This is a genomic window from Actinocorallia sp. A-T 12471, assembly GCF_033875155.1.
Classification (GTDB): Bacteria; Actinomycetota; Actinomycetes; order Streptosporangiales; family Streptosporangiaceae; genus Actinocorallia.
On the sequence record NZ_JAWZTE010000004.1, the window covers coordinates 317,764 to 344,546 of the forward strand.

23 protein-coding genes are annotated in these 26,783 nt (G+C 72.5%); 12 read left to right on the forward strand and 11 right to left on the reverse strand.

The annotated features are described in order from the left end of the window. Positions 1 to 38: 38 nt before the first annotated feature. Positions 39 to 1,268 (forward strand): glycosyltransferase, encoded by a 1,230-nt coding sequence (locus R9X44_RS13790; protein ID WP_319814510.1) that lies wholly within the window; start codon positions 39 to 41, stop codon positions 1,266 to 1,268. 4 nt (positions 1,269 to 1,272) lie between these two features. Here the strand turns inward: R9X44_RS13790 and efeU are convergent, their stop codons facing one another. From efeU to R9X44_RS13810, 4 genes are all read right to left on the reverse strand, one after another. Next, entirely contained in the window at positions 1,273 to 2,112 is an 840-nt protein-coding gene (gene efeU, locus R9X44_RS13795) for an iron uptake transporter permease EfeU (RefSeq protein WP_319814511.1), read from the reverse strand. Positions 2,113 to 2,132: 20 nt separating this feature from the next. Beyond that, positions 2,133 to 3,338 (reverse strand): iron uptake transporter deferrochelatase/peroxidase subunit, encoded by a 1,206-nt coding sequence (gene efeB, locus R9X44_RS13800; protein ID WP_319814512.1) that lies wholly within the window; start codon positions 3,336 to 3,338, stop codon positions 2,133 to 2,135. A gap of 2 nt (positions 3,339 to 3,340) precedes the next feature. Further along, complete coding sequence (gene efeO, locus R9X44_RS13805) at positions 3,341 to 4,456, reverse strand: iron uptake system protein EfeO (protein ID WP_319814513.1); 1,116 nt, start codon at positions 4,454 to 4,456, stop codon at positions 3,341 to 3,343. 160 nt (positions 4,457 to 4,616) lie between these two features. Continuing rightward, positions 4,617 to 5,006, reverse strand: a complete 390-nt coding sequence (locus R9X44_RS13810; RefSeq protein ID WP_319814514.1) for a BlaI/MecI/CopY family transcriptional regulator — start codon at positions 5,004 to 5,006, stop codon at positions 4,617 to 4,619. A gap of 47 nt (positions 5,007 to 5,053) precedes the next feature. Here R9X44_RS13810 and R9X44_RS13815 point away from each other — a divergent pair, with 47 nt between their 5' ends. Both R9X44_RS13815 and R9X44_RS13820 read left to right on the forward strand, forming a co-directional pair. Beyond that, positions 5,054 to 5,977 carry a M48 family metalloprotease gene (locus R9X44_RS13815; protein ID WP_319814515.1) on the forward strand — a complete coding sequence of 308 codons (924 nt, stop codon included), beginning with the start codon at positions 5,054 to 5,056 and terminating at the stop codon, positions 5,975 to 5,977. A 123-nt stretch (positions 5,978 to 6,100) separates the two neighbouring features. After that, a complete protein-coding gene (locus R9X44_RS13820) occupies positions 6,101 to 7,615 on the forward strand; it encodes a hypothetical protein (protein WP_319814516.1) in 1,515 nt (504 codons plus the stop codon). Here the strand turns inward: R9X44_RS13820 and R9X44_RS13825 are convergent. Beyond that, the gene (locus R9X44_RS13825; protein WP_319814517.1) at positions 7,591 to 9,936 is read right to left on the reverse strand and encodes a tetratricopeptide repeat protein; all 2,346 of its coding nucleotides are present in this window, start codon (positions 9,934 to 9,936) and stop codon (positions 7,591 to 7,593) included. The genes R9X44_RS13820 and R9X44_RS13825 overlap by 25 nt on opposite strands. A 287-nt stretch (positions 9,937 to 10,223) precedes the next feature. Between R9X44_RS13825 and R9X44_RS13830 the strand changes: the two genes are divergently transcribed. Next, positions 10,224 to 12,062 carry an Ig-like domain repeat protein gene (locus R9X44_RS13830; RefSeq protein ID WP_319814518.1) on the forward strand — a complete coding sequence of 613 codons (1,839 nt, stop codon included), beginning with the start codon at positions 10,224 to 10,226 and terminating at the stop codon, positions 12,060 to 12,062. 40 nt (positions 12,063 to 12,102) lie between these two features. On the opposite strand, the gene R9X44_RS13835 is transcribed toward R9X44_RS13830, so the two are convergent. After that, positions 12,103 to 13,017: a GntR family transcriptional regulator gene (locus R9X44_RS13835; RefSeq protein ID WP_319814519.1), complete on the reverse strand. Its 915-nt coding sequence runs from the start codon at positions 13,015 to 13,017 to the stop codon at positions 12,103 to 12,105. Positions 13,018 to 13,113: 96 nt separating this feature from the next. On the opposite strand from R9X44_RS13835, the gene R9X44_RS13840 reads away from it, so the two are divergent. The 3 genes from R9X44_RS13840 (at position 13,114) to R9X44_RS13850 (ending at position 15,855) form a co-directional block, all read left to right on the forward strand. Next, positions 13,114 to 14,202 (forward strand): FAD-dependent monooxygenase, encoded by a 1,089-nt coding sequence (locus R9X44_RS13840; protein ID WP_319814520.1) that lies wholly within the window; start codon positions 13,114 to 13,116, stop codon positions 14,200 to 14,202. A gap of 192 nt (positions 14,203 to 14,394) precedes the next feature. Further along, positions 14,395 to 15,204, forward strand: coding sequence for an SDR family NAD(P)-dependent oxidoreductase (locus R9X44_RS13845; protein ID WP_319814521.1), 810 nt, complete (start codon positions 14,395 to 14,397; stop codon positions 15,202 to 15,204). A 51-nt stretch (positions 15,205 to 15,255) separates the two neighbouring features. Beyond that, positions 15,256 to 15,855, forward strand: coding sequence for a TetR/AcrR family transcriptional regulator (locus tag R9X44_RS13850; protein WP_319814522.1), 600 nt, complete (start codon positions 15,256 to 15,258; stop codon positions 15,853 to 15,855). 13 nt (positions 15,856 to 15,868) lie between these two features. Here R9X44_RS13850 and R9X44_RS13855 read toward each other — a convergent pair whose 3' ends face one another. The 3 genes from R9X44_RS13855 to R9X44_RS13865 all read right to left on the reverse strand — a co-directional run bounded on the left by R9X44_RS13855 (position 15,869) and on the right by R9X44_RS13865 (position 20,547). After that, positions 15,869 to 17,236, reverse strand: a complete 1,368-nt coding sequence (locus tag R9X44_RS13855) for a carotenoid oxygenase family protein (RefSeq protein ID WP_319814523.1) — start codon at positions 17,234 to 17,236, stop codon at positions 15,869 to 15,871. Positions 17,237 to 17,305: 69 nt separating this feature from the next. Then, complete coding sequence (locus tag R9X44_RS13860) at positions 17,306 to 18,985, reverse strand: serine/threonine-protein kinase (RefSeq protein ID WP_319814524.1); 1,680 nt, start codon at positions 18,983 to 18,985, stop codon at positions 17,306 to 17,308. Between the two features lie 77 nt (positions 18,986 to 19,062). Next, on the reverse strand, positions 19,063 to 20,547 hold the full coding sequence (locus R9X44_RS13865) for an MFS transporter (protein WP_319814525.1): 1,485 nt from the start codon (positions 20,545 to 20,547) through the stop codon (positions 19,063 to 19,065). A 141-nt stretch (positions 20,548 to 20,688) separates the two neighbouring features. Here R9X44_RS13865 and R9X44_RS13870 point away from each other — a divergent pair, with 141 nt between their 5' ends. From R9X44_RS13870 to R9X44_RS13885, 4 genes are all read left to right on the forward strand, one after another. Beyond that, on the forward strand, positions 20,689 to 21,255 hold the full coding sequence (locus R9X44_RS13870; protein ID WP_319814526.1) for a biotin transporter BioY: 567 nt from the start codon (positions 20,689 to 20,691) through the stop codon (positions 21,253 to 21,255). A gap of 19 nt (positions 21,256 to 21,274) precedes the next feature. Further along, the gene (locus R9X44_RS13875; RefSeq protein WP_319814527.1) at positions 21,275 to 21,949 is read left to right on the forward strand and encodes an ABC transporter ATP-binding protein; all 675 of its coding nucleotides are present in this window, start codon (positions 21,275 to 21,277) and stop codon (positions 21,947 to 21,949) included. Next, a complete protein-coding gene (locus tag R9X44_RS13880) occupies positions 21,946 to 22,551 on the forward strand; it encodes an energy-coupling factor transporter transmembrane component T (protein WP_319814528.1) in 606 nt (201 codons plus the stop codon). The genes R9X44_RS13875 and R9X44_RS13880 overlap by 4 nt, the downstream gene beginning before the upstream one ends. Before the next feature lie 112 nt (positions 22,552 to 22,663). Further along, positions 22,664 to 23,416, forward strand: a complete 753-nt coding sequence (locus tag R9X44_RS13885; protein WP_319814529.1) for a sporulation protein — start codon at positions 22,664 to 22,666, stop codon at positions 23,414 to 23,416. Positions 23,417 to 23,419: 3 nt separating this feature from the next. Here the strand turns inward: R9X44_RS13885 and R9X44_RS13890 are convergent, their stop codons facing one another. Further along, the gene (locus R9X44_RS13890; protein ID WP_319814530.1) at positions 23,420 to 24,367 is read right to left on the reverse strand and encodes a nitrilase-related carbon-nitrogen hydrolase; all 948 of its coding nucleotides are present in this window, start codon (positions 24,365 to 24,367) and stop codon (positions 23,420 to 23,422) included. A gap of 9 nt (positions 24,368 to 24,376) precedes the next feature. Then, positions 24,377 to 25,369 carry an agmatine deiminase family protein gene (locus R9X44_RS13895; protein WP_319814531.1) on the reverse strand — a complete coding sequence of 331 codons (993 nt, stop codon included), beginning with the start codon at positions 25,367 to 25,369 and terminating at the stop codon, positions 24,377 to 24,379. Between the two features lie 418 nt (positions 25,370 to 25,787). On the opposite strand from R9X44_RS13895, the gene R9X44_RS13900 reads away from it, so the two are divergent. After that, entirely contained in the window at positions 25,788 to 26,771 is a 984-nt protein-coding gene (locus R9X44_RS13900) for a hypothetical protein (RefSeq protein ID WP_319814532.1), read from the forward strand. The last annotated feature ends 12 nt before the right edge of the window (positions 26,772 to 26,783 follow it).

Below are 26,783 nucleotides of genomic sequence, written 5' to 3' on the forward strand. Positions count from 1 at the left end.
CCGTGACAGAGGTGGCGATCATGGATAATGATCCCGTCATGTCTGATTTGCCGCTGCGGATCGCGCAGGTTTCGGAGCATGCGAGCCCGCTCGCCGACGACATCGGCAGCACCGATTCCGGCGGACAGAACGTGTATGTGCGGGAGCTGTCGCTCGCGTTGGCCGCACGCGGCCACCACGTCACCGTGTACACCCGCCGCACCTCGCCGCGCCAGCCACGCAGTGTTCCGCTCGCGCCAGGGGTCGATGTGGTCCACATCGCCGCGGGGCCCGCACGGGAGCTGCCCAAGGAGGATCTCGCGCCGCTGATGGGCGACTTCGGGGCGCAGCTGGCGCTGCACTGGCGGGACCACGCGCCCGACCTCGTCCACGCGCACTACTGGATGAGCGGGATCGCCGCGCTCTCCGGCGCGCGGCGCGGGAGCATCCCGGTGGTCACCACGTTCCACGCGCTCGGCCTCGAGCGGATCGCGCACCATCCGGACCGAGAACAAGCTCACCGAGAGAGAGAGAGAGAGAGAGAGAGAGAGAGAGTCGGATCCGAACGGACCGTCGCCCACATCGCCGACGCCGTCATCGCGCTCACGCCCCTTGAGGTCGAGTACCTGACCCGGGCGATGGGCGTGCCGCCGGAGAAGATAGCGATCGTCCCGGTAGGGGTGAACACCGAGCACTTCACCCCAGACGGCCCCGCGATGCCCCGTACGTCACGGCTCAGGCTTGTCGCGACCGGCCGCCTTGTCGAGCGCAAGGGCGTGCGCACCGTCCTCGCCGCCCACGCGCTCCTTGACGAGCTCGACGTCGAACTCCTCATCGCGGGCGGCCCCGCCCCCGAGCACCTTGACGACGACCCCGCAGTCATCGCGCTCCGCGCCCACGCCGGGCCGAATGTCACCTTCCTCGGCCGCGTCCCGCACGCGCGCGTCCCCGAGCTCCTGCGCTCGGCCGACGCCTACGTCTGCGCCCCCTACTACGAGCCCTTCGGCACCGCGGCCCTTGAGGCGGCGGCCTGCGGCCTCCCGGTCGTCGCGCCCTCCACGGGCGGCCTCGCCACCCACATCCGGCACGACACCACGGGCCACCTCATCCCGCACCCCGCGACCCCGGACGCCCTCGCCGCCGCCCTCCGGCACGTCCTCACCGGACGCGCCCGCCGCGCCGCCCTGGCCGACGCGGCGGCCGCCCACGCCAGGGCCCACTACTCCTGGCCCCACGTGACCGGCCAGATCCTCGCCATCTACCGCTCGCTCCTCCAGCCCGCCGGCTGACGCGTCACGCGGTCGCCTCCACCGGCCCCCGCTGAGGCCGGAGGAACAGGTACAGGACGGGGACCGCGTAGGCGACCCAGACCACGGCCTGGAGCCAGGTGACGGTGGGCGTGAGGTTGAAGACGCCGTGCAAGATGGTCTGGAGCCACTCGCCAGGACGGCCCCAGCCGTCGAAGATGAGGGACGGCTGGAAGGCCACGGAGTTCAGGCCGGGCAGGACGTCGGCCTCCTGGAGGTCGTGGAAGCCGTAACCGAGGACGCCTGCCGCGACGATCACGAGGGCCCCGCCCGTCCAGGTGAAGAACTTGCCGAGGTTCAGGCCGAGGCCGCCCCGGTAGAGCAGGTAGCCCAGGACCACCGCCGTCGCCAGCCCGGCGAGCGCCCCGCCGACGGACTGCGCGGGTGAGACGTAGGAGTGGGCGATGTTGGTCCACAGGAACAGCGCCGTCTCCAGCCCCTCCCTGCCGACCGACAGGAACGCCACGACGCCGAGCGCCATCGGCCCCAGGCCGAGGGCCTGGTCAAGGCGTCCCTCGAGTTCGGCCTTGATGCCGCGGGCCGCGCCGCGCATCCAGAACACCATCCAGGTGACGAGGCCGACCGCGACGAGCGAGAGCGTCCCGCCGACGAGCTCCTGGATCTTGAAGTGGTCCTCCTGCGCGACGACGGTCTGGAGCAGCAGCGCGAACATGACGCTGACCGCGACCGCCGCGACGACGCCCGACCAGACCGGGACGAGGGCGCGCCGGTTGCCGGTCTTGACGAGGTAGGCGATGAGGATGCTCACCACGAGAGCTGCCTCGAGGCCCTCTCGCAGGCCGATCAGGTAGTTGCCGAGGAACACGTCAACCCTCCGGGGGACGGCTAGGAGAAGAGGGTCTCCCCCCAGAAGCCGCCCTCGCGGACTCCCGGGGGGACGGCGTACACGCCGCTGCCCACGTGCTGGATGTACTCGTTGAGGCGGTCGCCGCGCAGGCTGGACTGCACCCTGACGAACGCGTCGAGGTCGCGCTGGTAGGCGAGGAAGAACAGGCCGGCGTCGAGGCGGCCGAGCCCGTCGGTACCGTCGGTGAAGGAGTAGCCGCGCCTGAGCATGCGGGCTCCGCCGTTGGTGTCGGGGTGGGCGAGCCTGACGTGGGCGTCCGGGGCCATCCGGTCGAGGATCACCGGGTCGTGCTCGCGCGCGCGGCCGGGTGACGCGCCCTCGCCCTTGGACCTGCCGATGACCTCCTCCTGCTCGGCGAGCGAGGTGCGGTCCCATGTCTCGATGTGCATGCGGATGCGCCGCGCGACGAGGTAGCTGCCGCCCGCCATCCACGGGGTGCCGTCCTCCTCGGCCGCCCAGACGTGCTCGGCGAGCAGGTCCGCGTCGGTGCCCGGGATGTTGGCGGTGCCGTCCTTGAAGCCCATCAGGTTGCGCGGGGTCTGGGAGTCGGGCGTGGTGGAGGAGGTCTTGCCGAAGCCGAGCTGCGACCAGCGGACCGAGACCGTCCCGAAGCCGATGCGCGCGAGGTTGCGGACGGCGTGCACCGCGACCTGCGGGTCGTCGGCGCACGCCTGGACGCACAGGTCGCCGCCGCTGCGCGCCTCCTCGAGCCGGTCGCCGGGAAAGTGCGGGAGGTCCACCAGGGCCTTGGGTCTGCGGTCGGCGAGGCCGAGCCTGGTGAAGAACGACCGCCCGAACCCGACGGTGAGGGTGAGGCGTGACGCGGGCAGGCCGAGGGCCTCGCCCGTGTCGTCCGGCGGGGCGAGCGGTGCGCCGCCGACCGCGCCGTCGCCGACGGGCGCGCCGCGCGTCATCGCCGCCGCAGCCTCAGTCCAGGCGCGCAGCAGGACGACGACGCGGGCGGGGTCGTCGGTGGTGAGGTCGAACGCGGCGAAGTGCAGCCGGTCCTGGACCGGGGTCGCGATGCCCGCCTGGTGGACGCCGTGGAACGGGACGGTCCCGGGGTCGGTCTTGTCCTCGTCGGAGCCGTGTCCCGCACGCAGCAGGCCGGCTGCCCCGGCGAGCACGCCCGCGCCGCCGACGCCCAGGAGGGCGCGGCGGCTGACGGAAGCCCTGCCCGCCATGGTCAGGCGACCGCGGCGGCGAGCTTGGACAGGGGCTCGCCGAGCGCGTTGACCACGTCGGTGAGCCTCTTGCGGTCGGCCGCGCCCACGGTGTCGTAGGAGACGTAGCCGTCGCCGTCCTCGTGTGCCTCCAGGGCGGTGTACACGTCGGCGAACGCGCCCTCAAGCGCGGTGGCCAGGGCGGCGTCCTTCTCCTTGACGACCGGGCCGAGCAGTTCGAACACCTTGGCCGCGCCGTCGAGGTTCGCCTTGAAGTCCACGAGGTCGGTGTGCGAGAACGCCTCCTCCTCGCCGGTGATCTTCCCGGTGGCGACCTCGTCGAGGAGTTCCTTGGCGCCGTTGGCCATCGACGCGGGCGTGATGTCGACGGTGTGGACCCGGTTCTGCAGGTCCTTCAGGTCGGTGATGAGCTGGTCGCCGGTGGCTTCCATGCCCTTGGCCGAGCCGTCCTTCCACAGGGCCTTCTCCAGCTTGTGCCAGCCGGTCCAGTCCGCCTTCTCGGCGTCGGTGAGGTCGGCCTCGCGGGCGTCGATCTTCGGGTCGAGGTCGCCGAAGGACTCCGCGACGGGCTCGACGCTCTCCCAGCCGAACCGCGACGGCGCGTACAGCGCCTTGGCCGCCTCGACGTCGCCGTCCTTGACCGCCTTGACGAACTTCTCGGTCTTGGCGACGGTGTCGGCGACCTGGACGTCGATGTAGAGCCGGTAGTCGGCGACCGCCTTGACCAGGCGCGGGTCGAGCGCGGCGGCCTCGCCGGAGACCTTCACGTCCTGGCGGATGCCGTCGCCGACCATGCCGGGCTTGCAGCCGATCTGCTGGTCGCCCGCGGGCAGCGTGACGGTGATGTCGTAGCTCGTGCCGGGGCCGATGTTCTCCTTCTCTGAGATGATCTTGCCGTCGGGCGCGTAGAAGTAGACCTCGGTGACCTTGGAGCCCTTGTTCACCAGGGTGAAGGTCTGCGACCCGGCGGTGAGCTCGGTGCGGGAGACCGCACACGAGGTGTCGGTGGACACGACGGTCAGGGCCGCCGGGTCGGCCGCGGGGTCGCCGCCGCCGCAGGCGGTGAGGACGGACAGCGAGACGGCGCCGGTGACCGCGAACAGGGGAAGGGAGCGCAAGGGGGTCTCCGCGTTGAGTGAGTGCTGGCGCGTTGCGCGTCGGAGCGGAGCCGCCCCGGCATAGGTAAGCCTAACCAATCTTCTACTCGGTGTAAATTCAGAGGGCGGTCGCACGACCTGCGCCAACGTGAAATGAACCGTCGGACGGGCCGAGGAGCGGTCAGTCCTCGGGGTCCCGAAGCAGCGCGCGCAAAAGCGCCTCATCCTGCGCGTCGAGCGTGCTCACGAAGCGCCGCAGCACCGAGGCGCGGTCGGGCTCGGCGGCGAGCAGCCTGCTCATCCGTCCCGCGACGAGCGTCGCCGCGTCCGCGACGGCCTCGTAACGGTAGGCGCGCCCGTCCCTGCGCCGGGTGACGACGCCCTTGCGGTACAGCCGGGTCAAAATGGTGACGACGGTGCTGTAGGACAGCTCAGGAAGGCGGTCGCGCACTTCCCCGGGGGTCAGCGGGACCCGCGCCTCCACGAGCACCGTGACGATCTGCCCCTGCAGCCGGCCCGACGGCCGCCGCTCCCGGCGCGGCCCGGAGTCGGCCGAGGGGTCAGCGCTCACTCCCCCACTGTATCGGCGCATCCATCCCTTGATGGGACACTGACAGCGTGTTCGATCATTTTGTCTGGTCGGTGCTCGTCGCGCCGGTCCTCGTCGTCGGCGGCGCGGCCCTCGTCGCGGGGCGGCTGAGCCCGGGCGCGGGCGCGAGGGTGCTCGCCTGGTCCGCGGCGACTGCCGCGTTCGCCGCGGTGGCCAACCTCGCGCTGTTCTGCGCCAAGGCACTCGCCGAGCTCCCCTTCGTCGCGGCGCGCTTCGGCTGGTCGCCCGACGCGGTGCTCGCCGACACCGCGAGCGTCCCCTGGGTGAGCAGGGTCTCCGCCCTGATCCTGGCCTGGAGCGCCGTCGCCGGGACCAGGACCTGGCTGCGGCACCGGCGCGGGCGTGCCGTGGCGCGTGAGCTCGCCCCCCTGCCCGCCGACCAGCGGGTGGTGCTGCTGCCCAGGGCGTCGCCCGACGCGTTCGCCGTCCCCGGCCGGCCGGGACGGATCGTGGTCACCAGCGGGATGCGCGACAGCCTCACCGAGGCCGAGTACGCGGCGCTGCTCGCGCACGAGGAGGCCCATCTGGAGGCCGAGCACCACAGCCTCGTGTTCTGGGCCGACCTCGCCGGGGCGCTCCACCCCGCGCTGTGGTGGGTCTCCCGGCGGGTGGCCTACCTCGTCGAGCGCGACGCCGACGAGCGGGCCGCGGCGGCGATCGGCAGCCGACGCGTCGTCGCGAAGGCCATCGCCGCGGCGTCCCTGGCCGCGGGGGCCACGACCGGCTCCCCCGGCCTTTCCATGGCGCGGCCGGGAGCCGTCCCCCGCAGGGTCATGTCCCTGCTCTCGCCCGATCGCAGGCGGCTCGTGCCCCTTGCCGCGCTTCTGCCGCTGGCCCTCGCGGCGAGCTCCGTCATGTGGACGGGCGAGGCGGCCGTCGACTTCGGCCAGCTCCTCATGTCCGCCTCCCACGCGACGGCTCCGCACCACTGACCGCTCGGCCGGGCCGGTCGCGCGCGACTGGCGACGCGCCGAGCCCGGGGCATAAGTTGACGGGAGGTTGAGGGACGGAGTGGCGTGCAGCCCACGCGTAAGACGGCACGGAAGGTGCTCGGGGTGACGCATACCGTCACCTCGACCATGCGGTTGCTCGAGTGCCTTGAGCTGCTTCGGGGGGACCCGCGGATCGAGTTCTTCTTCACGCGGGCGGCGGGAACGCGGTTTCCGGAGGGCGTGGCCCAGCTGCTCGACCGCTTCGGCGGTCACGTGATGGACTGGGAGTCGGCCATCTCGCCGGGATTCCACCTCGCCGTCACGGCGGGGAGCAGCGGGCGGCTGCATCAGATCAACGCGCCGCTCGTGTCCATTCCGCACGGGCTCGCGTACAACAAGGTGCTCAACGCCGACGAGGAGCGTAGTGAAGGGTACGGGCTGGCTTCCGAGCAGCTGATGCACGAGGGCGCCGTCGTCCCGTCGCTGCTCGCGATCTCGCACAGCGAGCAGCTCGCCCGGCTGAAGGAAGGGTGTCCCGAGGCGGCCTCGCGGGCGGCGATCGTCGGGGACCTGTCGTACGACCTGATGACCGCGAGCCTGCTGTGGCGCGACGTGTACCGCTCGGCGCTCGGCATCGAGGCGGGCAGGCGGCTCGTCGTCGTGAACACCACGTGGGGCAGGTACTCGCTGCTCGACCAGCATCCCGAGCTGCCGCTCGACCTGCTCAGACAGCTTCCCGCCGACGAGTACGCCGTGGCGCTGACCGTCCATCCGAACGTCTCGGCGCACCACGGGGACTGGAACCTGCGGTCCTGGCTCGCCGACGCGCTGCGGGCCGGGCTGCTGCTGATCCCCCGCGACGAGGGCTGGCACGCGACGCTCGTCGCGTCGGACCTCGTCGTCGGCGACCACGGATCGGTGACGCTGTACGGGGCGTGTCTGGGCCGTCCCGTCCTGCTCGCGGGGTTCCACGCCGACTCGATCGTCCCGGGGACGGCGATGGCGCGGCTGGGGAGGTGCGCCCCGCACCTTGATCCACGGCTGCCGCTCAGACCGCAGATCGAGGCGGCGCAGCCACCGCCCGCGCTGCGCGACGACGTCGTGGAGAACCCGGGACGCGCCGCCGCGCTGCTGCGGTCGGCGATGTACGCGCTGATGGACCTCCCCGAGCCGCGTGCGCCCGCGCCGACGCGGCGCGTGCCGCCGCCGAAGCCCGAGCGGTCCGCGGTGACGGCACGGCTGGTCACGGCGTGGATCGCCGACGGGGCCGTGGTGGTCGAGCGGTATCCGGTCTCCGCCGACGGGCTCACCGACCCGCTGCTCGTCGTGGAGGACGCCGACCCGCATCCCGGCCTGCTCGAACTCGCCGACGCCCTCATCCGGCGCGACGGCGGCCCGCTGTCCGGCCTGAGCCCCGCCGACGTGTTCGCGGCCTACCCCGGCTGCCGCCATCTGCTCGACCTGGACGGCCCCGTCCCCGTGCTGCGTACCCGCCGGGCCGGTATGACCGTGCGGGGCGACGCCGATCCGACCCTCGCCGTGGCCGTCGCCGCGCTGCTGCCCGACCCGCCGCCGTCCGTCGTCGTGGTGACGGGTTCGCGGCGCTCGGTCCTTCAGCTCACCCCGATCCTCCGGTAGATCTCCCTGGCCTCCTCGGCGTACGCGCCGTCGCCGGAGGACTCGGCGAGGTCGTCGAGGATGCGGGCGACGTGGAACAGCCTGCCTTCGGCGCGCATCAGGGCGAGCGCGTCGTGGTAGAGCTGCGTCGGATCGAGGCCGGAGGCGAGGCGGAGCCGTCCGAAGGTGTGCAGGACGCGGGCGCGGTTGTAGCCGTCACCGAGTTCCGCGAACGCCTCGTGCGACGCGGTGAGCGCGGAGCCCGCTTCGTCAAGTTCGCGCAGGTCGAGCAGGACGCGGCCGATGTGGTGCAGGTTGATCGCGACGCCCCTGGGCCGCGGCACCTGACGTTCGAGGGCGAGGGAGCGCTGGAAGTGCCGGAGCGCGTCCTCAAGGCGTCCCGCCTCCTCGAAGGCCCTGCCGATGAACTCGACCGCCGTCGCCTCATGCGCGGGGGCGCGCAGCTCGATCGCCGCCGCGAGCGCCTGGTCGAGCACCTCGTGCGCCTCGGCGAACCTGCCGGTCTCGTACAGCGCCCTGCCCAACTGGATGCCCACCCGGAAGACCGCCTGGGGATTGCCGCGCGCGCACTCGAGCCCGGCCCGGTGGGTGGCGATCCACTCGTCGTAGTACTTGAGCGAGAAGTACAGCGACCATGACGCCTCGCACAGCTGCCAGGCGATGTCGTTCCAGCCGCGCGCGGCGGCCTCGTGCACCGTCGCGCTGAGGTTGCGGTGCTCGGCGTCGAGCCGCGCCAGGGCGTGCCGTTTGTCCTCAGCGCCGGACGGGCCCCGCGGCGTCTCCCGGTAGAGCGGGCCGAACGCGTCGCGGGCGCGTCCGGGGTTGACCGTGGCGTCGGCCTCGACGGTGAACCGCAGGTAGTGCGCGGCGAGCCGCCGGACGGCCTCGGGGTCGTCGCCGACCTTGCGGCGGGCGTGCCGGCGGACAAGGTCGTGGAAGGTGTAGCGGCCGTCGGACTCCTCGAGCAGGTGTCTTCCGGACAGTTCGTCGAGCGCGTCTGCGGCGTCGTGTCCGAGCAGCGCGGAGGCCGCCGCGCGGGTGAACCTCGGGCGGTTGCCCGGGTGCAGGCTGAGCAGGCCGTAAGCCCGCTGGACGGCTTCGGGCAGTTCGGTGTAGGCGGCCTCGGCGACGGAGTCCACGGTCTGCTCCTCTCCCAGCGTCCCGCGCGCCGTGTCGCCGCGCAGACGTTCGACGGCACGGTCGACCGACCTGCCGTGGCTGGCCTCGATCCAGCCCGCCGCGAGCCGCAGCGCGAGCGGCCACCCGCCGCACAGCGCGGCGAGCTCGGGCAGCCGCGCGGGGTCGGCTTCGGGGGCGAGCTCGGTGAGCAGCCGCACCGCGTCGGGCTCGGCGAGCGGACGCAGCGGCAGGATCGCCGCCCCGTACTGCTTGAGGCCGCCCAGCGGACGGTCGGTCGTCGCGACGACCATGCTGCTCGCCGACGCGGGAAGGAAGTCCTCCACCTGACGGGTCAGCTTGACGTTGTCCAGCAGCACGAGCAGCCGCCGGTCTGCGGTGATCCGGCGGAACATGCCGAGCCGCGCGGGATAGCCGGCCGGCAGGGCCTCGGCGTGGACGCCGAGTCCGGTGAGGAACGTGGCGAGCACGTCGCCGGGGCCGCTGACCTCGCGTTCGTTCAGCGCCGCGAAGTCGTAGTACAGCCTGCCGTCGGGGAACCTGTCGCGCGCGGTGTGCCCCCAGCGGACCCCGGCGCAGGTCTTGCCGATGCCGCCGATTCCGGTCAGCAGTGCGAGGCCGGGCACGCCTGGTCCGCGCTCGGCGGAGGCGACGGCGTCGAGCCCGTCGAAGACCTCCTCGCGGTCGACGAACACGCTCACCCCGGCGGGCAGCATCTCCGCGCGTCCGACGCTCCTGGCCCGCTCCGCCTCCTGCTGACGCAGCCGCTCGGGAAGCCCGCCCTGCTCGATCGCCTCGGCGCGGACGGCCTCCTCGAGCGCCTCGGCGAGCCGCCCGCTCAGCCGCTCCACGGTGATGCCGCATCTGTCGAGCAGTTCCTGGCCCGACACCCTGCGCCGGAATCTGCCGTATGTCCCCACGGTGAGCCCCGCGAGGCCGGACGCGAGCGCCGCCTCGAGCGACCCGAGCCGCTCGTACCAGCCCGCGCCGTCCGGGCGCGTCAGCTCCTCGCGGACCGCGGCGAGCAGATGCCGTCCGCTGTCGGCGGGCAGATCGGCCCTGACGACGGCGAGCGCCCGCCGCAGGATCCGCTCGTGCTCCTTCGGCGTGAGCCTGCGCGCCACGCGCCGGCCCGTCTCCCCCAACGCCTGCTGAGCAGCCCAGCCGACCACGATCTCCAGCACGCGTGCACCCTCCCGGTTCGCCAGGACAAGCCTGGCCTACCCCACCGACCCCCGCAAGACCATCACGCCCGCCCGCGCCGCCGCAGCCGGACGCGTGCGCCTTGCCGGATGACCGTCGGGTTCGCGCGCGGTCAGCGGTTTCTGTTCCGGTGACGGGATTGCCATGATCATCTTCGGGATACGTCTTCTCGCAGGTCATCGGCATAACGGACGACGGGCGGAGCACGATGGAAGAGGCGGGGACACGGTCGAGGCGGCGGTTCGGGTGGGGTGTCAGGGCCCGTGCCGTGACCGCGTCGATGGTGGTGATGGCGTTGCTGGCGCTGGCGTGCGCGGTGCCGTCGACGGCGTCCGCGGCGGTGCTCGCGGACTACGCGCTGTCCTGGGGGACCAACGCCTCGGGGCAGCTCGGCGACGGCACGACCGATGACAGGACGACGCCGGGCGCGGTGCTCCTGCCGGAGGGCGTCGAGCTCACCGCGGTCGCCGCCGGGTTCGACCACAGCCTCGCGGTGACGTCCGAGGGCAGGGTGCTCGCCTGGGGGTCGAACACCTTCGGCCAGCTCGGCGACGGCACCATGGACGACCACACGACCCCCATCGAGGTGTCACTGCCCGCGGGGGTGACCGTCACCGGGGTCGCCGGGGGCCTGGGCCACAGCATCGCGGTCACGTCCGACGGCCAGGTCCTGACCTGGGGCAACAACGTCTCGGGCCAGCTCGGCGACGGCACCACCACCGAACGCCTCGTTCCCGGGCCGGTCACGCTGCCCGCGGGGGTGACGGTCACCGCCGTCGCCGCCAACTACCTCCAGAGCCTCGCGCTCACCTCCGACGGACGCGTCCTCGCGTGGGGTTACAACGACTTCGGCCAGCTCGGCGACGGCACCACGACGAGCCGCAGCCTCCCGGTGTTCTCGAACCTGCCCGCGGGCGTGACCGTCAGCGCCATCGCCGCCGGCAACCACCACAGCCTCGCGCTGACGTCGACCGGCACGGTCCTCGCCTGGGGGTACAACGCGTTCGGCCAGCTGGGCGACGGCACCACCACGGGCCAGACGACGCCCGTCCCGACGACGCTGCCACCGGGCGTGACCCTCTCGGCGATCGCGGCCAACGGGTTCCACTCCCTCGGCCTCACCTCCACGGGCCGGGTCCTGGCCTGGGGCAGCAACGGGTTCGGCCAGATCGGCGACGGAACCATGACCAACCGCACGACACCGGTCGAGTCCCAGGTGCCCGCCGACGTCACCGTCACGGCCATCGCCGCGGGCTTCGGGCACAGCCTCGCGCTGACGACCGACGGACGCGTCATGGCCTGGGGCGACAACGACTTCGGCCAGATCGGCGACGGCACCCGCACCGGCCGCACCACGCCCGTCTTCGCGCTCGTGCCGGAGAGCCTGACCGCGCTGGCGCTCGCCGCGCACAACCACACCCTCGCGCTGGTCCGCAGGGCGGCGAGCGAGATCGGCCTTACGGCCACGCCGACGAGGACTACCGAGGGCGATCCCGTCACCTTCACCGCGCGGGTCACCTGCACGGCGGGCACGCCGACCGGAACCGTCGCGTTCTTTGAGGAGGGCCAGCAGATCGGCACCGGGACGGTGAACAGCGCGGGCGTCGCGACGCTCACGACGAGCGACCTGAGCGCGGGTGAGCACCAGGTCGTCGCCAGGTACCTCGGCGACGGCGACTGCTCGGCGGCGACGTCGAACACCGTCACCGTCACGATCGTCGCGCCGAGCGAACTGGCCGTCACCAAGGAAGCCTCGCGCTCGGTGGTCCGCGTCGGCGACAAGATCCGGTACACGATCACGATCCGCAACAACGGCGGCGAGACCCTCGGCCCGGTGTCGATCACCGACGACCTCGGCCAGCTGCGTCCCTACGCCCGCCTGATCGGGCAGCCGACGGCGTCGTCCGGCGACGTCTCCGTGACCAGCCGCCGCCTGCGCTGGACCGGCACCCTGGCCGCCGACGCCGCGGTCCGCATCACCTACACGGTCAAGGCGATCTGCCCGGGCCGCGCCACCAACACCGTCCGCTGGGACGGCCAGTCCACCGCGACGACCGTCACCATCCTGTCCGACCACAAGAAGAAGTGGGGCAACGACGGGCGATAGCGCGTAACCCGACCGCGACGAACACCGCCTGACGCACTCGTCAACGCGGTGTTCGTCGCGGTCCGTCAGGTTCCGGAGCCGCGCGGGCGATCAGGTGCGCCACGCCGTCCAGGAGGATCGCGAGGCTGAACTCGAAGAACCTGTCGAGGTCGAGGTCGTAGCCCTCGGGCGGCAGGGCGGCCATGATCCCGGTGAAGGTCGGCAGGTGCGAGAGGTCGGTCGCGCTCATCTGAAGGTCGGTCCACTCCTCGTCGGACTTCCCGGTGACGGCCTGGGCCTGCGCCTCACGTTCCAGGTTCACGGCGAGGCCCTGCACGTGGCTGTAGATGAGGACCTGGAGGTCGAGCATGGTGACGGCGTCGAGGCCGAGGCCGTCGAGCGCGGACAGAAGCCGTTCGCCGTACGTCAGGAGGTTCGGCAGGCCGAGCGGGGTGATGTGGGCGAGCCAGGGGTGCCGCCGGTGCGCCAGCCACAGCAGGCGCGCGACGACCGCGCACCGCTCCCGCCAGCCCTCCGGCCACTCCTCGGGCCAGACCGCCTCGCCGTAGGCGACGTCGGCCATGAGCAGCACCATCTCGTCCTTGCTGCCGACATGCCGGTAGGGCGACATCGTGGACACCCCGAGCCGCGCGGCGACGCCGCGCATCGAGAGCGCGGCGAGCCCCTCGGCGTCGGCGATCTCCATCGCGGCGGCGACGACGTGGTCGCGCGTCAGCTCGCGGTCGGCGACCGGACGGCGGGACCTGCCCCGTTCGGCGACGACGGTCCCGCTGCGCGGCCGCGCCTCGACCAGCCCCTCGTGCCCGAGTGCCGCGAGCGCCTTGGCGGCGGTCGCGGCCGCGACACCCCACCGGATGGCGAGCTGCCGCGTCGACGGCACCTGGTCACCGGGCGCGAGCTCCCCCGACAGAATCCGCCGCCGGATGTCCTCCGCTATCTGCTGGTACGACGCCATGAGCCACCCCTCTGTACTAGTACAGAAACTAGCAGAGACCCCTTCTCAACACTGTATATACGGCGTACATTCAGCTGTACACGAAGGGAGATCACCATGAACGTCCTCATCTCCGGTGCGAGCGCCGCGGGTCCCGCCCTCGCCTACTGGCTCGGCCGTCAGGGCCATCAGGTCACCGTCGTCGAGCGGGCGCCCGCGCTGCGGCTCGGCGGGCACGCGGTCGACGTGCGCGGGGCGGCCGTCGAGGTCGCCGCGCGGATGGGCCTGCTGGAGACCATCCGGGACGCCCGGACCGCCTACCGGGGCATGTCGATGCTCGACGGCGACGGCGTCGAGGTGTTCCGCGACACCGAGTCCACCTACAGCGGCGGCAGGATCGACAACGACGACGTCGAACTGCCGCGCGAGGACCTCGCGCGCATCCTGTTCGCGCACGCACCCGCCGAGTACCTGTTCGACGACACGGTCACCGCCCTGCACGAGCACGCCGACGGCGTCCTCGTGGAGTTCGAGAAGGCGCCGGCGCGCGAGTTCGACCTGGTCGTCGGCGCGGACGGCCTCCACTCCCGCGTACGCCGCCTCGCCTTCGGTCCCGAGGAACGGTTCGTCCACCGGCTCGGCCAGCACATCGGCATCTACACCGTTGAGAACTTCCTCGGCACGCGGGACTGGCAGACCTGGATGCGCGACGGCGACCTCGGCTACGGGCTGTTCACCTCGCGCGACAACACACGGCTCACGGTCTTCCTCGGATTCGACGCGGGACCCGTCTCCTACGACCACCGCGACGTCGAGCAGCAGCGGCGCATCGTCGCCGAGCACTTCAAGGACGCCCGGTGGGAGACGCCGCGCCTGCTGAAGGCGATGTGGGAAGCCCCTGACTTCTACTTCGACGCCGTCGCCCAGGTGCGCATGGACCACTGGTCGAAGGGCAGGATCGTCCTCGTCGGCGACGCCGCGTACTGCCCCTCCCCGATGTCCGGCCAGGGCACGAGCCTCGCCCTCGTCGGCGCCTACGTCCTCGCCGACGAACTCGGCGAGAACCCGTATCCCACCGCCTTCGCCCGCTACGAGCAGCGCATGCGCCCCTTCGCCGACGCCAACCAGGCGCTGGCCCTGGAGAACCCCGGCGGCCCCGCCCCGGAATCCTCGGTGGACAAGGCCAAGAACGCCATAACCCTCTGACCGCCGCCGCCGATCGTGACGAGCCTGATGCGGTCGATGTCGGCGTCCTCGGGCGGCGCGGGCGAGGTGGGATCAAGGCTCGTTCGACAATAAGTGCCTATTTGGCAGTTGGTGCCAGGTTGGCGTACTGTGCCAGGACAGCGGTCGCGTCCGGCGGTGGGGCGGCCATCGACCATCACCAAGGGGGATGTCATGACAGCGGTGGACTACCGAGGGCAGCTGACCGTGATCACCGGGGCGAGCGCGGGGCTCGGCGTGGAGTTCGCCAGGCAGCTCGCCCGGCGCGGCTCCGACCTCGTGCTCGTCGCGCGGCGCGCCGACCGGCTGCGCGCGCTCGCCGACGAGCTGGCCCGCGCCCACGGCGTCGCCGTCCATCCGGTCGCCTTCGACCTGGCCAGGGCCGACGCGGGCGAGGCGCTCGCCGCGGTCCTCGCCGCCGACGGGCTCACCCCGACGAGCCTGGTCAACAACGCGGGCTTCGGGAGCTGGGGCGCGTTCCACCTCGCCGACCCCGAAAAGCTGCGCAAGGAGATCGCGCTTGACGTCGCGGCCGTCGCCGACCTCAGCCGGGCGTTCCTGCCAGGGCTGCGCGCGGCGGGCCGGGGCGTGCTCATCAACGTCGCGAGCCTGGCCGCCTACCAGGGCACCCCGAAGATGGCGGCGTACGGCGCGGCCAAGGCGTTCGTGCTCAGCCTGAGCGAGGCACTCTGGGTGGAGTCGCGCGGCACCGGCCTGAAGGTGATCGCCCTGTCGCCCGGCACGACCCGCACCGAGTTCTTCGACGTCGCGGGCAGCGAGGACGCCGCGGGCGGGCAGCCGCTCGCCGACCCGGCCGACGTCGTCGCCACCGCGCTGCGCGCCCTCGACCGCCGCAACCCGCCCCCGCACGTCGTCGCGGGCCTGCGCAACCGCCTGATGACCGGCGCGGGCCGCCACCTCCTCACCCGCGCCACCGCCACCCGCGCCCTCGCCCGCATCTCCGGCACCTCCGCCGGCCTCTGACCCACCGGTGCCGGGCGTGGGGCGGGGGCCGGGTGTCGTAGGCTCGCGGGCATGAGTGAGAAGGCCACGTCCGTGTGGGAGCGGTCGCGGCGGATGGCGGCGCGGGAGATCTTCGACACGGCGATCCGGCTGTTCACGACGCAGGGGTACGAGGAGACGACCGTCGCGCAGATCGCGCGTGAGGCGGGGGTCTCCCAGCGGACGCTGTTCCGCTACTTCGGCACGAAGGAGGACCTGGTCTGCGGCGACCAGGACGCGCTCGGCGAGCTGCTGCGCAAGACAGTCGAGGAGCAGCCGCCCGAGGTCTCGGCGTGGGACGCGCTGCGCGCCGGGTTCACCGTGCTGCTCACCGCGAACCATCCCATCGAGGAGACCCTCGTCCTGTCCCGGCTGATCTTCACCACGCCGGCGCTGACCGCGCGGTACACCGAGAAGCGCCTGCGCTGGAAGGCCGACCTGATCCCCGTCGTCCGCGCCCGGCTTGGCGCGCACGGCCGCACCGGGCCCGCCGCCGACCACGCGGCGCGGACCATCATCGCCGTCTGCTTCGCCTGCGTCGACGCGGCCTCGGAGAGCTGGGTCGCCAGCGGCGGCGAAGCCGACCCCGCCGCCCTCTACGACGCCTCCCTCGCCCTGATCCACACCCCGTGAGGGGTTCGCGGGGTCAGGGGGTGGGGAGCCAGGCGCCGTGGAAGCCCAGCGGGATGCGGGCGGGCAGGTGGACGCGGGCCAGGGGCTCGGCGGCGAGGTCCTGGGCGGGGAGGATCACCAGGTCGGCGGCGGAGCGGGCGGGGTCGTGGACGTAGGCGAGGAGGTAGCCGTCGTCTTCGGCGGAGGTCGGGGCGGCCGGGACGAAGACGGCCTCGCCCGCGGTGGCGTGGCGGCCGAAGTCGTGGACTTCCGTGGCGCCGGTCTGGAAGTCGCGTTTGATGATGGCGTTACGGAAGGCGGTGTCGGGGAGGTCGCCGGAGGCGGTGGGGTGGGACTCGTCGTCTATGACGGCGGTGTAGGCGTAGCGGTGGGGTAGGCCGGTAACGCGTTCGTCCATGCGGGGGAACTCCTGGCCCCGGTCGTCGAGGTCGGTGCGGGTGGCCCTGCCCGTCGCGGGGTCGAGGGTGAGGCGGGTGACGGTGAGGGGGCCCGAGCCTTCGAGCGAGGCGAAGTCGAAGACGCCGTCGTAGCGGCAGACGTCGAGGACGACGGGGCCGGCCGGGCCGTCGGCGTCGTAGGCGTTGACGGTGTGGAACACGAAGCACGGCTCGACCGGGAACCACATGACGCCGCCGCCCGCCCGTGGCAGCAGCCCGATCCGGGGCTCGTGGGAGGCGTTCCACCGGTACGGGATCGGGTCGCCGGTACGGGCGCGGTCCATGTCGAAGGTGATCGGCAGGTCGAGCAGGACGACGCGCGAGTCGGTCAGGGCGAAGTCGTGCATCATCGGGCCGTCCGCGACTGGCACGTTGACCGTGGTCTTCACCCGTCCGTCCGGGCCGACCACGAGGTACTGCACGTGGTCGGGCCACGCCCAGTAGTACGCGACGGCGTGCAGGTCGCCCGCCTTGTCGAGCTTGGTGTGCGCGGCGAACCCGCCGGGCAGTGTGCCGTCGAAGTCGCAGGGGCCGAGGGTGCCGAGCTCGGGCGTCATCGCGTAGGGCAGCGGGCCTGATTCAACGGTGGCGAGCAGCTTCCCGGCATGTCGGATGATGTGGGTGTTGGCCGCGAAGTCGAGCCCGTCGAACACCGGGCCGCCCGGCCACTTCTCGCCCAGCTGCTGCGCGACCTGCTGGGACCGCACCCAGCGGTTGCGGTACCACTCGGCCCTGCCGTCCCGCAGCCGCACCCCGTGCAGCATCCCCGCGCCGTTGAACCAGTGCCCGTAGCTCGCGTCCTCGAGCCCGAGCGGGTTGGGCCCGTTGCGCAGGTAGCTTCCGTCGAGCTCCTGGGGAATCCGCCCGGTGACGGGCAGGTCGAACGCCGTGATCTCCTCGCGCACCGGCGCGTACGGCCCCCGCAGGTAAGGCGAGTCCCCCATGGCCCGGCCCCCGTCCGTCGTCTCCCTCCGAGCATAGATGACCACGGAAAGCGAGCATCCCGGGCGGGGTCAGTCGGCGGGGACCTCGGTGAAGATCTTGCCCTGGGTGTCGGTGGCGAGGTAGCCGCCGCCGTGGTCGTCGGCGACGTAGACCATGAGGGTGGGCTTGTCGTCGTTGAACGTCCAGGCGGGTTTGACGATCAGGTAGCGCATCGTGGGGTCGGGCACGTTCAGGACCTTGTCGGCGCGCTTCAGCAGGCCGGGCAGCGCGTCCCAGCGGAACTTCTCGGGATTGACGAGCTTGTCCGCCCGCATGCCCGCGCTCGACTTGGTGATGTTCCCGTCGCGGTACATGTAACGGTCGGTGGCGGTGCGGCCGGAGATGGGGACCTCGACGAACGCGTACTTCTCGTACACGGTGAACTCGCCGAACTCGGTCGCGCCCGTGGCGCGCTGGAACTCCTTGATGACGTGCCGGACGCCCTTCGGGGTGAGCAGCGAGTCGAGTTCGACCTTCTCGGCGGCGTCGTCGTCCTTGCCTGAGCCCTCCTGGGCTTCCGCGCCCGTCGCGATGCCCGGCCGGGAGGAGGCGGGGCCGCTTCCCGTCGCCTCGTTGGCGTCGGAGGAGAAGGGGAGCAGGCTGCTCGCGGCGAAGAGGATGCCCGCGACGGCGGCGCTCACCCCGACGATGAGCACCGCCGCGTTGAGGGGACGGCGACGCGCGCGGCCGCTCGACGCGACGGTCTGCGGAACGTAGCCGTAGCCGGGCGGCGGCGTCTGCGGGTAGGCGGGCTGGTAGCCGGGCGGCGGAGGCGGGACGAACCCGGGCGGCGCGGTCGGCTGACCGGCCGGGACGCCGGGCTGATGCGCGACGTAAGGCGGCGGCGTCGCCGGACCCGGCCCCGGGCCCTTCGCCGTGCCGTTCTCGACGCCGGAAAGCAGCCCGTCCAACTGCTCGGCCGAGGGCCGGGCGGCCGGGTCGGGGACGAGGAGGGCGGCGATGACGTCGGTGAGCGGCCCTGCCCGTTCCGGACGCGGGATCTGCGCCGTCATGACGGCCGCCAGCGTCGCGGCGAGGGTGGCCCGCCGTACCGGGTTCTGCCCCTCGACGGCGACGTACAGCAGCATCCCCAGCGACCACAGGTCGGACGACGGGTCGCCCTCGTGCCCGTGCAGCCGTTCGGGCGCGATGTACTCGGGCGATCCCACGAGCCCGCCCGTGGCGGTCACCCGTGACGCCTCGTCGAGTACGGCGATGCCGAAGTCGGTCAGGACGGGACTGCCGTCCTCCCGCAACAGCACGTTGGCGGGCTTGATGTCGCGGTGGCAGATCCCCGCGGCGTGCGCGGCGCGCAGGGCGGCGAGGATGCCGCGGCCGACCCGGGCGGCCTCGGCGGGCGCGAGCGTGCCGCGCGAGAGCCGGTCCTGGAGCGACTCCCCCCGGACGAGCTCCATGACGAGCCACGGGAACGGCATGCCCGGCGCGTCGACCACGTGGTGGATGGTGACGACGTTGGGGTGGTCGATCCTGGCGAGCGCGCGGGCCTCGCGCAGGACGCGTTCGCGGTACATGGCGGCGAGCGCGGGTTCCTGCGGGATCTCCTCGCCGCCGCCGGGCCGCACCTCCTTGAGCGCGACCTCGCGCTGGAGGGCGAGGTCCATCGCCCGCCAGACGGTTCCCATGCCGCCGCTGCCGAGCCGCCCCGTCAGCTCGAAGCGGCCGTCGATCACGTTCTGCCCAGATGTCACGGGCACAGCCTAGATCCCCGGCCGCCCCCATCCATCGCGATGCGCCCGTAACGCCGCATAACGGTTGCCGCCCCGGGTCAGTGGTGGGCGGCGGCGAGGTCGAGCCTGGCCGGGGTGAGCCGCCAGACGGCGACCGCCGCGACGCCCATGACGAGCCCGCCGACCAGGCACGCCGTGCCCACGGAAGCGGTGAACGCCGCCTGCGCCTGGACGGCGAGCGCGGGCGCGTCGAGGGCGCGCGCGGCCTCGAGCGCGCCGCCGAGCGACTCGCGGACCTCGGGCCCCGCGCCGGCGGGCAGCCCGCCGCGATAGAGGGCGGCGGCGACGCTGCCGAGGACGGCGACGCCGAGCGCCCCGCCGACCTCGTAGGAGGTCTCCTCGATGGCCGCCGCGCTGCCCGCCTTCTCCACGGGCGCACCCGACATGATGACGGCGGACGCGACGGCGAGCGAGGCCATGCCGACGCCGATGAGGGTTCCGCCGAAGGCGACCCACGGGTACGTCAGCGGGACGAACCCGAGCAGGCCGAGGCCGACGGAGCTGAGCGCGAGCCCGCCCGCGAGGACGGTCCGCGCGCCGATCCGCGCCGCGATGGCCGGGGCGAGCGGGGAGAAGATCGCCGAGCCGATCGCGAGCGGCAGCATCGCGACGCCGGTCTTGAGCGGCGAGTACCCCTCGACGAGCTGCATCCACTGCACGAGCAGCAGCATCGCGCCCGCGAGCCCGATCGACGTGGTGAGCGCCGCGAGCGTCCCCGACGTGAACGCGCCGCTCCGGAACAGCCGCACCTCCAGCAGGGGGTCGGGACGTCCCAGGCAGCGCCGCACGAACCAGGTCAGGCAGACGGCGGCGAGCAGCCCGGACGCGACGGTCGGGCCGGTGAGCCCGTCGGTGAACAGGTGCTTGATCGCGTACACGAGGCCGACCATGCCGGCCATGGACAGCACGGTCCCGAGCGCGTCCCAGCGTCCGGGGGACAGGTCGCGCGACTCGGGCAGCAGCGCGATCCCCGCGACGACCGCGACGAGCATGACCGGCACGTTCACCAGGAACGCCGCGTGCCAGGAGAACGCCTCGAGCAGCAGTCCGCCGACGATCGGGCCGAGCGCGCCTCCGGCGGCGGCCATCGTGGCCCACACGCCGAGGGCCCTTGCCCGCTCGCCTGGGTCGGTGAACAGCGTCCGGATCATGGACAGCGTGGACGGCATGATCATCGCGCCGCCCACGCCGAGCAGGGCCCGCACCGCGATGACCTGGCCCGGCGTCTCGGCGAACAGCACGGCCGCCGAGGCGAGGCCGAAAACGGCGAAGCCCGCGATCAGCATGCGTTTGCGGCCCCAGCGGTCGCCCAGGGAGCTGACGGTGACGAGCAGCCCGGCGACGACGAGGGAGTAGACGTCGACCATCCACAGCAGCGCGAGCGCGTCGGGCCGCAGGTCGGTCGCGATCTCCGGGAGCGCCACGTTGAGGATGGTCATGTCCATCACCACGAGCAGCAGGCTGATCGACAGGACGCCGAGCGCCGCCCACCGGCGCGGGTGTCCCGCGGTCTCGCCGTTCATGGCCCCTCCTCAGCTCATTTGAGACATCATTGTCTCAGCAGAGACCAGGATAGCTCACAGAACCCCGCGCCCGGCCCGTACGAACCAGGACGGAAGGGTCGCCTTCCGGACGTCTCGGGCGGTGCGGCTAGGGTGTGCGCCGTGTCAGAGTCTCGCCCCTCCGCCTCCGCCGATCTCGCCGCGACCGTGGTGTTCGCGGCCTTCATCGCGGTCCTCGGGATCTTTCCCGGCATCAACGTCGGCGGCTCAGGCGTGCCGATCGTGCTCCAGAACATCGGGCCCGTCCTCGCCGGGTGCCTGCTTGGCGCGCGGCGCGGGGCGGCGGCCGTCGCGCTGTTCCTCGCGCTCGCCGCGCTCGGCCTTCCGCTGCTCTCGGGCGGGCGCGGCGGCATCGCCCCGTTCCTCGGGCCGAGCGGCGGGTTCCTCATCGGCTACCTGCTGTCGGCGGTCGTCGCCGGCCTGATCGTCGCGCGGAGCCGGAAAGCGGGCCTGCCCGTCCTGCTGCTCGCCGCCGCCTCGGGCGTCGTGTCCTCCTACCTGGTCGGCGTGCCGTGGCTCGGCCTGTACACCGGCGACATGGCCGCGGCCTTCACCCAGTCGCTGGTGTTCGTGCCCGGCGACGCGGTCAAGGTCGTCGGCGCGGCTCTCGTCGCCTCGGTCGTGCACCGGGCGCTGCCGGGACGGCTCGCGGGGGCCGCGCGCAAGTGACGCGTCAGGCTGTCGCGCGGTGATCGAGTTCGCGGGCGTGGGACACCGCTACGGGGAGCGGGTAGTCCTGTCCGGCGTCGACCTGCGGCTGCCCGAGCGGCGTGTAGCGTTCGTCGGCGCGAACGGCTCGGGCAAGTCGACCCTCGCCAGGACGATCAACGGGCTGGTCAGGCCGTCCGAGGGCAGGACGCTCGTTGACGGGCTCGACGCGGTCCGCGACGCCGGGAAGGTCCGTCGGCGGGTCGGGTTCGTCTTCGCCAACCCCGACAGCCAGATCGTCATGCCGACCGCCGGTGAGGACGTCGCGTTCTCGCTGCGCCGTAGCGGCCTGTCCAAGGCCGAGCGCGCCAAGCGCGCGGCGGAGATCCTCACGTCCTACGGGCTCGGCGACCACCTTGAGCATCCGGCGCACCTGCTGTCGGGCGGGCAGAAGCAGATCCTCGCCCTGTGCGCGATGCTCGTGCGCGACCCCGCGATCCTTGTCTGCGACGAGCCCACCACGCTGCTCGACCTGCGCAACAAGCGCAGGTTCGTCGACCTGCTGCACACCCTCGAGCAGCAGGTCGTCCTGGTCACCCACGACCTCGACCTGCTCGGCGGCTTCGACCGCGTCGTCGTCCTCGACCACGGGAAGGTCGTCGCCGACGACGCGCCAGGCCCCGCGCTGCGGTTCTACCGCGAGCTCGCCGGATGAACGGCGTCTGGTACGAGCCGGGCACCAGTCCGATACACCGGATTCCGGCCGGGGTGAAGCTCGGCGGGTTGTTCGTGCTCGCCGCGCTGGTGTTCGTGGTCCGCTCCCCCGAGGGACTCGGCGTGATCTGCGCGGCGGTCGCCGCCGGGTACGCCGTCGCCTGGGTTCCGGCGCGCCGCTGGCTGCCGCTGGTCCGCTCGCTCGTACTGCTCGTCGCGTTCGTCTTCGCGATCCAGGGCTGGCTGCTCGGCCCGGCCGCCGCGCTCGTCGTCTGCCTCAGGCTCGTCGCGGCGATCGCCGCGGCGCACCTGTTCACCGTGACCACCCGGGTGGACGACCTGGTCGCGGCGGTCGAGACCGGGCTCGGCCCGCTCCGCCGCTTCGGCGCGCGCCCCGAGCGGCTCGGCCTGCTCGTCGGGCTCACCCTCCAGGCCGTCGCCGCGCTCACCAAGATCGCCGAGGAGGTCCGCGAGGCGGCGACGGCACGCGACGCGCGCTACTCCCTGACGGCCTTCGTCGCGCCGCTCCTCATCCGCACCCTGCGCCACTCCGACGAGCTCGCCGAGGCCCTCGCGGCACGCGGCGAGCCCGACGACGCCTGAGCGCGGATCACCGTTTCCTCTCCGTTTCGCGTCGGGTTCACGTCTTGTCCCACGGGCCGTGACACCGCGCCGATACGTTGCCCGCTCCGCTGATCTTTGGAGGGGTTCCACAGTGATCTTCAAGAGGCTCGCACGGGCGCTCGGCGTCGGGGGTCCGACCGTCGAAACCGTGCTGCACGAGACCGACGTGACGCCCGGCGACGCGCTCACCGGCGAGATCAGGATCGTCGGCGGCGACCACGACGTGTCGGTGCAGACCGTCGCGGTCAGCCTCGTGACGCGCGGCGAGGTCGAGTACGAGGACTTCGAGGGCGAGGACCAGGAGATCGACACCTCGCTCGTCTTCCACCGGGTCGAGCTGACCGGGCCTTTCGAGCTCGCCGCCGAGGAGGAGCGGGTCTTCACGTTCGAGATCGGCCTCCCGTGGGAGCTGCCGGTCACCGAACTCGACGGCGACGCCCTGGCCGGCATGACCGTCGGCGTCCGTACCGACCTGGAGATCGCCGGGGCGCTCGACAAGGGCGACCTCGACCCCGTCTCGGTGCGGCCGCTGCCGTCCCAGCAGGTCGTCCTTGACGCGTTCAGCGCGCTGGGCTTCTCCGTCAAGGGCGCGGACGTGGAGTCGGCTGTGCTGTTCGAGGACCAGGCGCTGCCCTTCTACCAGGAGATCGAGTTCCTGACGCCGCCGGAGTACGCGGGCGCGGTCAGCTCGGTGGAGCTGACCTTCGTGGCGACCGAGACCGACCTGACCGTCGCGATCGGCGGCGGCGACGCCGCGGACGGGTACCGCCTCCCGCACGACGAGGTCGTCGACGAGGACTGGGAGACGGTCCTCACCGACTGGCTCGACGGCCACGCCGACTGAGCCTCAGGAGCGCGGCACGGGATCGACGGGCGCGGTGAGCGGGCCGTAGAGGTCGGGGCGGCGGGTGGCGAAGAACGGGAACAGGGTGAGCCAGTCGCGCCGCTGGTCGAGGTCCAGCGGGGCGACGAGCACCGCGTCGCCCGCGCGCGGCGCTTCGGCGAGCACCCGTCCGTAAGGGTCGGAGATGAACGAGCCGCCGTAGAAGGTGATGAGCCCTTCGCTCCCCCACCGGTTCGGCACGACCATGAACGTGCCGTTCGCGATCCCGTGGCCGACGATCACCTGACGCCACAGCGGCGCGGTGTCGAAGTCCGGGTGGTCGGGCTCGGAGCCGATCGCGGTCGGGTAGGCGATGAGGTCGGCCCCGGCGAGCGCGTAGGCGCGGGCGACCTCGGGGAACCACTCGTCCCAGCAGGTGGGCAGGCCGACCTTGGCCTTTCCGCCGAGGTCGACGGGGGCGAGGGCGTCGGCGTCGGCGGGGCCCGGGCGGAAGTAGTGGTCCTCGTAGTATCCGGCGGTTCGCGGGATGTGGGTCTTGCGGCGGCGTCCGGCGAGGGAGCCGTCGGGGGCGACGAGGATCGCGGTGTTGTAGCCGAGGCCGTCGCCCTCGGGGGCGCGCTCGAACAGGGACGCGTGCACGTACGCGCCGGTGTCGGCGGCGGCCTTGGCGGCCAGGGAGCGGGTCGGGCCCGTCGCGAGGTCCTCGGCGGTCGCCGTCGCGTCGCCGGACGGGCGCGTGTCGGCCGGGTAGCGGGACAGGGTCAGCTCGGGCAGGAAGACCACCTCGGCCCCCGCCGACGCGGCCTTGGCGACGCCGTCGAGGAGCGTCGCGGCGTGCTCGTCGGGGTCGGCGTGCCAGCGCGTCTGGACCAGGCCCACGGTGAGCACGCCCCGGACGGGCGGGTCGACCCGCGCGGGCGAGGAGGTCGGCGGGGCCACGATCAGTTCCAAGGAGGTCTCCTAGAGCGGCTGTTGCTGGGTGACGCAGTGGACGCCGCCGCCGAACCGGAAGATGTCGCGCGCGTCCACGAGCACGACATCACGGCCGGGGTAAGCGCGCTTGAGCACCGCCGCGGCCTCGGCGTCGCGCGGATCGTCGAACGCGCACAGCACCACGACCCCGTTCGCGACGTAGTGGTTGACGTAGGAGTAGTCGACGAGCTCGCCGTCGGCCTCGGTGACGGTCGGCGCGCGCAGTTCCACGACGTCGAGGCGCTCGCCGCGCGCGTCGGTGGCCTGCCGCAGGATCTCGGCGGTCTCCCGGCTCACCTCGTGGTCGGGGTGCCCGGGGTCGGGCTGGGCGTGCACGACGACCCGGCCGGGCGCGGTGAACGCGGCGACGATGTCGACGTGGCCCCGGGTGCCGAACTCGCCGTAGTCGGCGGTGAGGCCGCGCGGCAGCCAGATCGCCTTGCTGGTGCCGAGCCGCGCGTGGACCTCTGCCTCGACCTGTGCGCGCGACCATCCGGGGTTGCGGTCGGGGTCGAGCTGGACGGTGTCGGTGAGCAGGACGGTGCCCGCGCCGTCGACGTGGAAGCCGCCGCCCTCCTGCGTCAGCGGTGAGGAGACGACGGGGACCCCGGCCAGGCCCGCGACGTGTCCGGCGAGCCGCGCGTCCTTCTCCCAGGCCGCCCAGGACTGCGCGCCCCAGCCGTTGAACACCCAGTCGACGGCCACGGCGGTGCCGTCGTCGGCGCGGGTGAAGGTCGGGCCCGTGTCGCGCAGCCAAGCGTCGTCAAGCGGGACCTCGACGGTCTCGACCCGCCCGTCGAGGGCGTCGAGAGGGTCGCCTGGGTGCACCAGGACCGTCACCGGCTCGTACCTGACGATGGTGTTCGCGACCCGCGCCCAGGCGAGCCTTGCGGCTTCGAGCTCGGGCCCGGTGGCGAACGTGGTGTTCGCGGTCGGGAAGGCCATCCAGGTGCGCGCGTGCGGTGTCCACTCCGCGGGCATCCGAGTGCGCCCCGCCCGCCGAGCCATAGGCGTTCTCCTCGTTCCTGTGCCGTCCCGGGGCCCATTCAAACGGACATCCGAGACCCCACGCAACACACACCCCAAAACCCCCGCGAAAAATTATGACCACCCGGCCATGGAAACGGCGTTTCGGTACGCCCTATTTCCCAGTGTTGCGTTTCCTTTATGAACTCCGGTGAGAGTTCCCGCGCCGAGCTCGGCGTTTCCGCAGGACACAGCCCCTAGCACGATGAACGCAACATGGAAATACCGTATCCGCAGTATTTATTCGACGGATACGGCGTTCTACTGTGCGGAACACGGTTTCCGTTCGGGTCCGTCGGGACGTTTCCCCACACCGGGAGACGCCCCGCCGGACCCGCCCCCCGGGAAACACAAGAGCACAGGGAGAGAGACAGTGAAGGTCACCATCCGCAGGCCGCGCGGGGTCCTCGCCGCGGTCGTCGCCGCGGCTGCGGCGCTCGTCGCGCCGCTCGTCGCCGCGCCGCCCGCGCTCGCCGCGACAACCTGTAACAACTACTCGTCCTCCAGCTCCACGTGTGTGAACGAGTCGACCACGATCGGCGGCTCCTCCTACAGCACCGACTGGTACCTGCCGAACGGCACGGCCACCGCCCTCATGCTCGTCCAGCACGGCTTCAGCCGGGGCTGCGGCAACCTGCGCGGCACCAGCAAGTCCATCGCCGAGCAGGGCATCATGGTCATCTGCGTCAACGCCGACATGACCGGCGGGAACCCCGGTTTCGCGAACACGCTGGGCACCGCGCTGTCCACCCGCACGCTGACCCCGCCGAGCGGCAAGGCCCTGCCGGTCAAGTACATCGTCGGCGGGCACTCCGCGGGCGGCCACTTCGCGTCCGCGGTCGGCGCGAAGCTGAACGCCGACGGCTACGCCGACTTCAAGGGCGCGATCCTGTTCGACCCGGTCGCCGCCGACGGCTTCACCGCGAACCTCCAGGCGGTCTCGCAGAACGGCGCGCGCCCGGTCCTGGCGATCGCGGCACGGCCGAGCGTCATCAACCTGTTCAACAACTCCTTCGGCGCGCTGGCCGACCTCGGCGCGAACTTCGTCGGCATCCAGCTCGTCTGGACCAAGTACGTCCTCGGCTCGCCCACCGGCGGCTCCTGCCACATCGACGTCGAGGGTGAGGACACCGACTTCCTCGGCGTCGCCGGCGCGCTCTGCTCGCCGAACTCCACCCAGACCTCGCGCCTGCGCGCCTTCGCCTCCACCTGGGCCAAGGACCTCGCGACCGGCTCCTACACCGCCTCGCACTACTGCGCGAACTCCGACGTCCTAAGCACCTGCGGCTCCTACGCCAACACGGTCCTCGCGCCGTCCGGCAGCCTGCCCTACGCGGCGGTCATCCCGAACAGCTAGCCCCCGCACTCT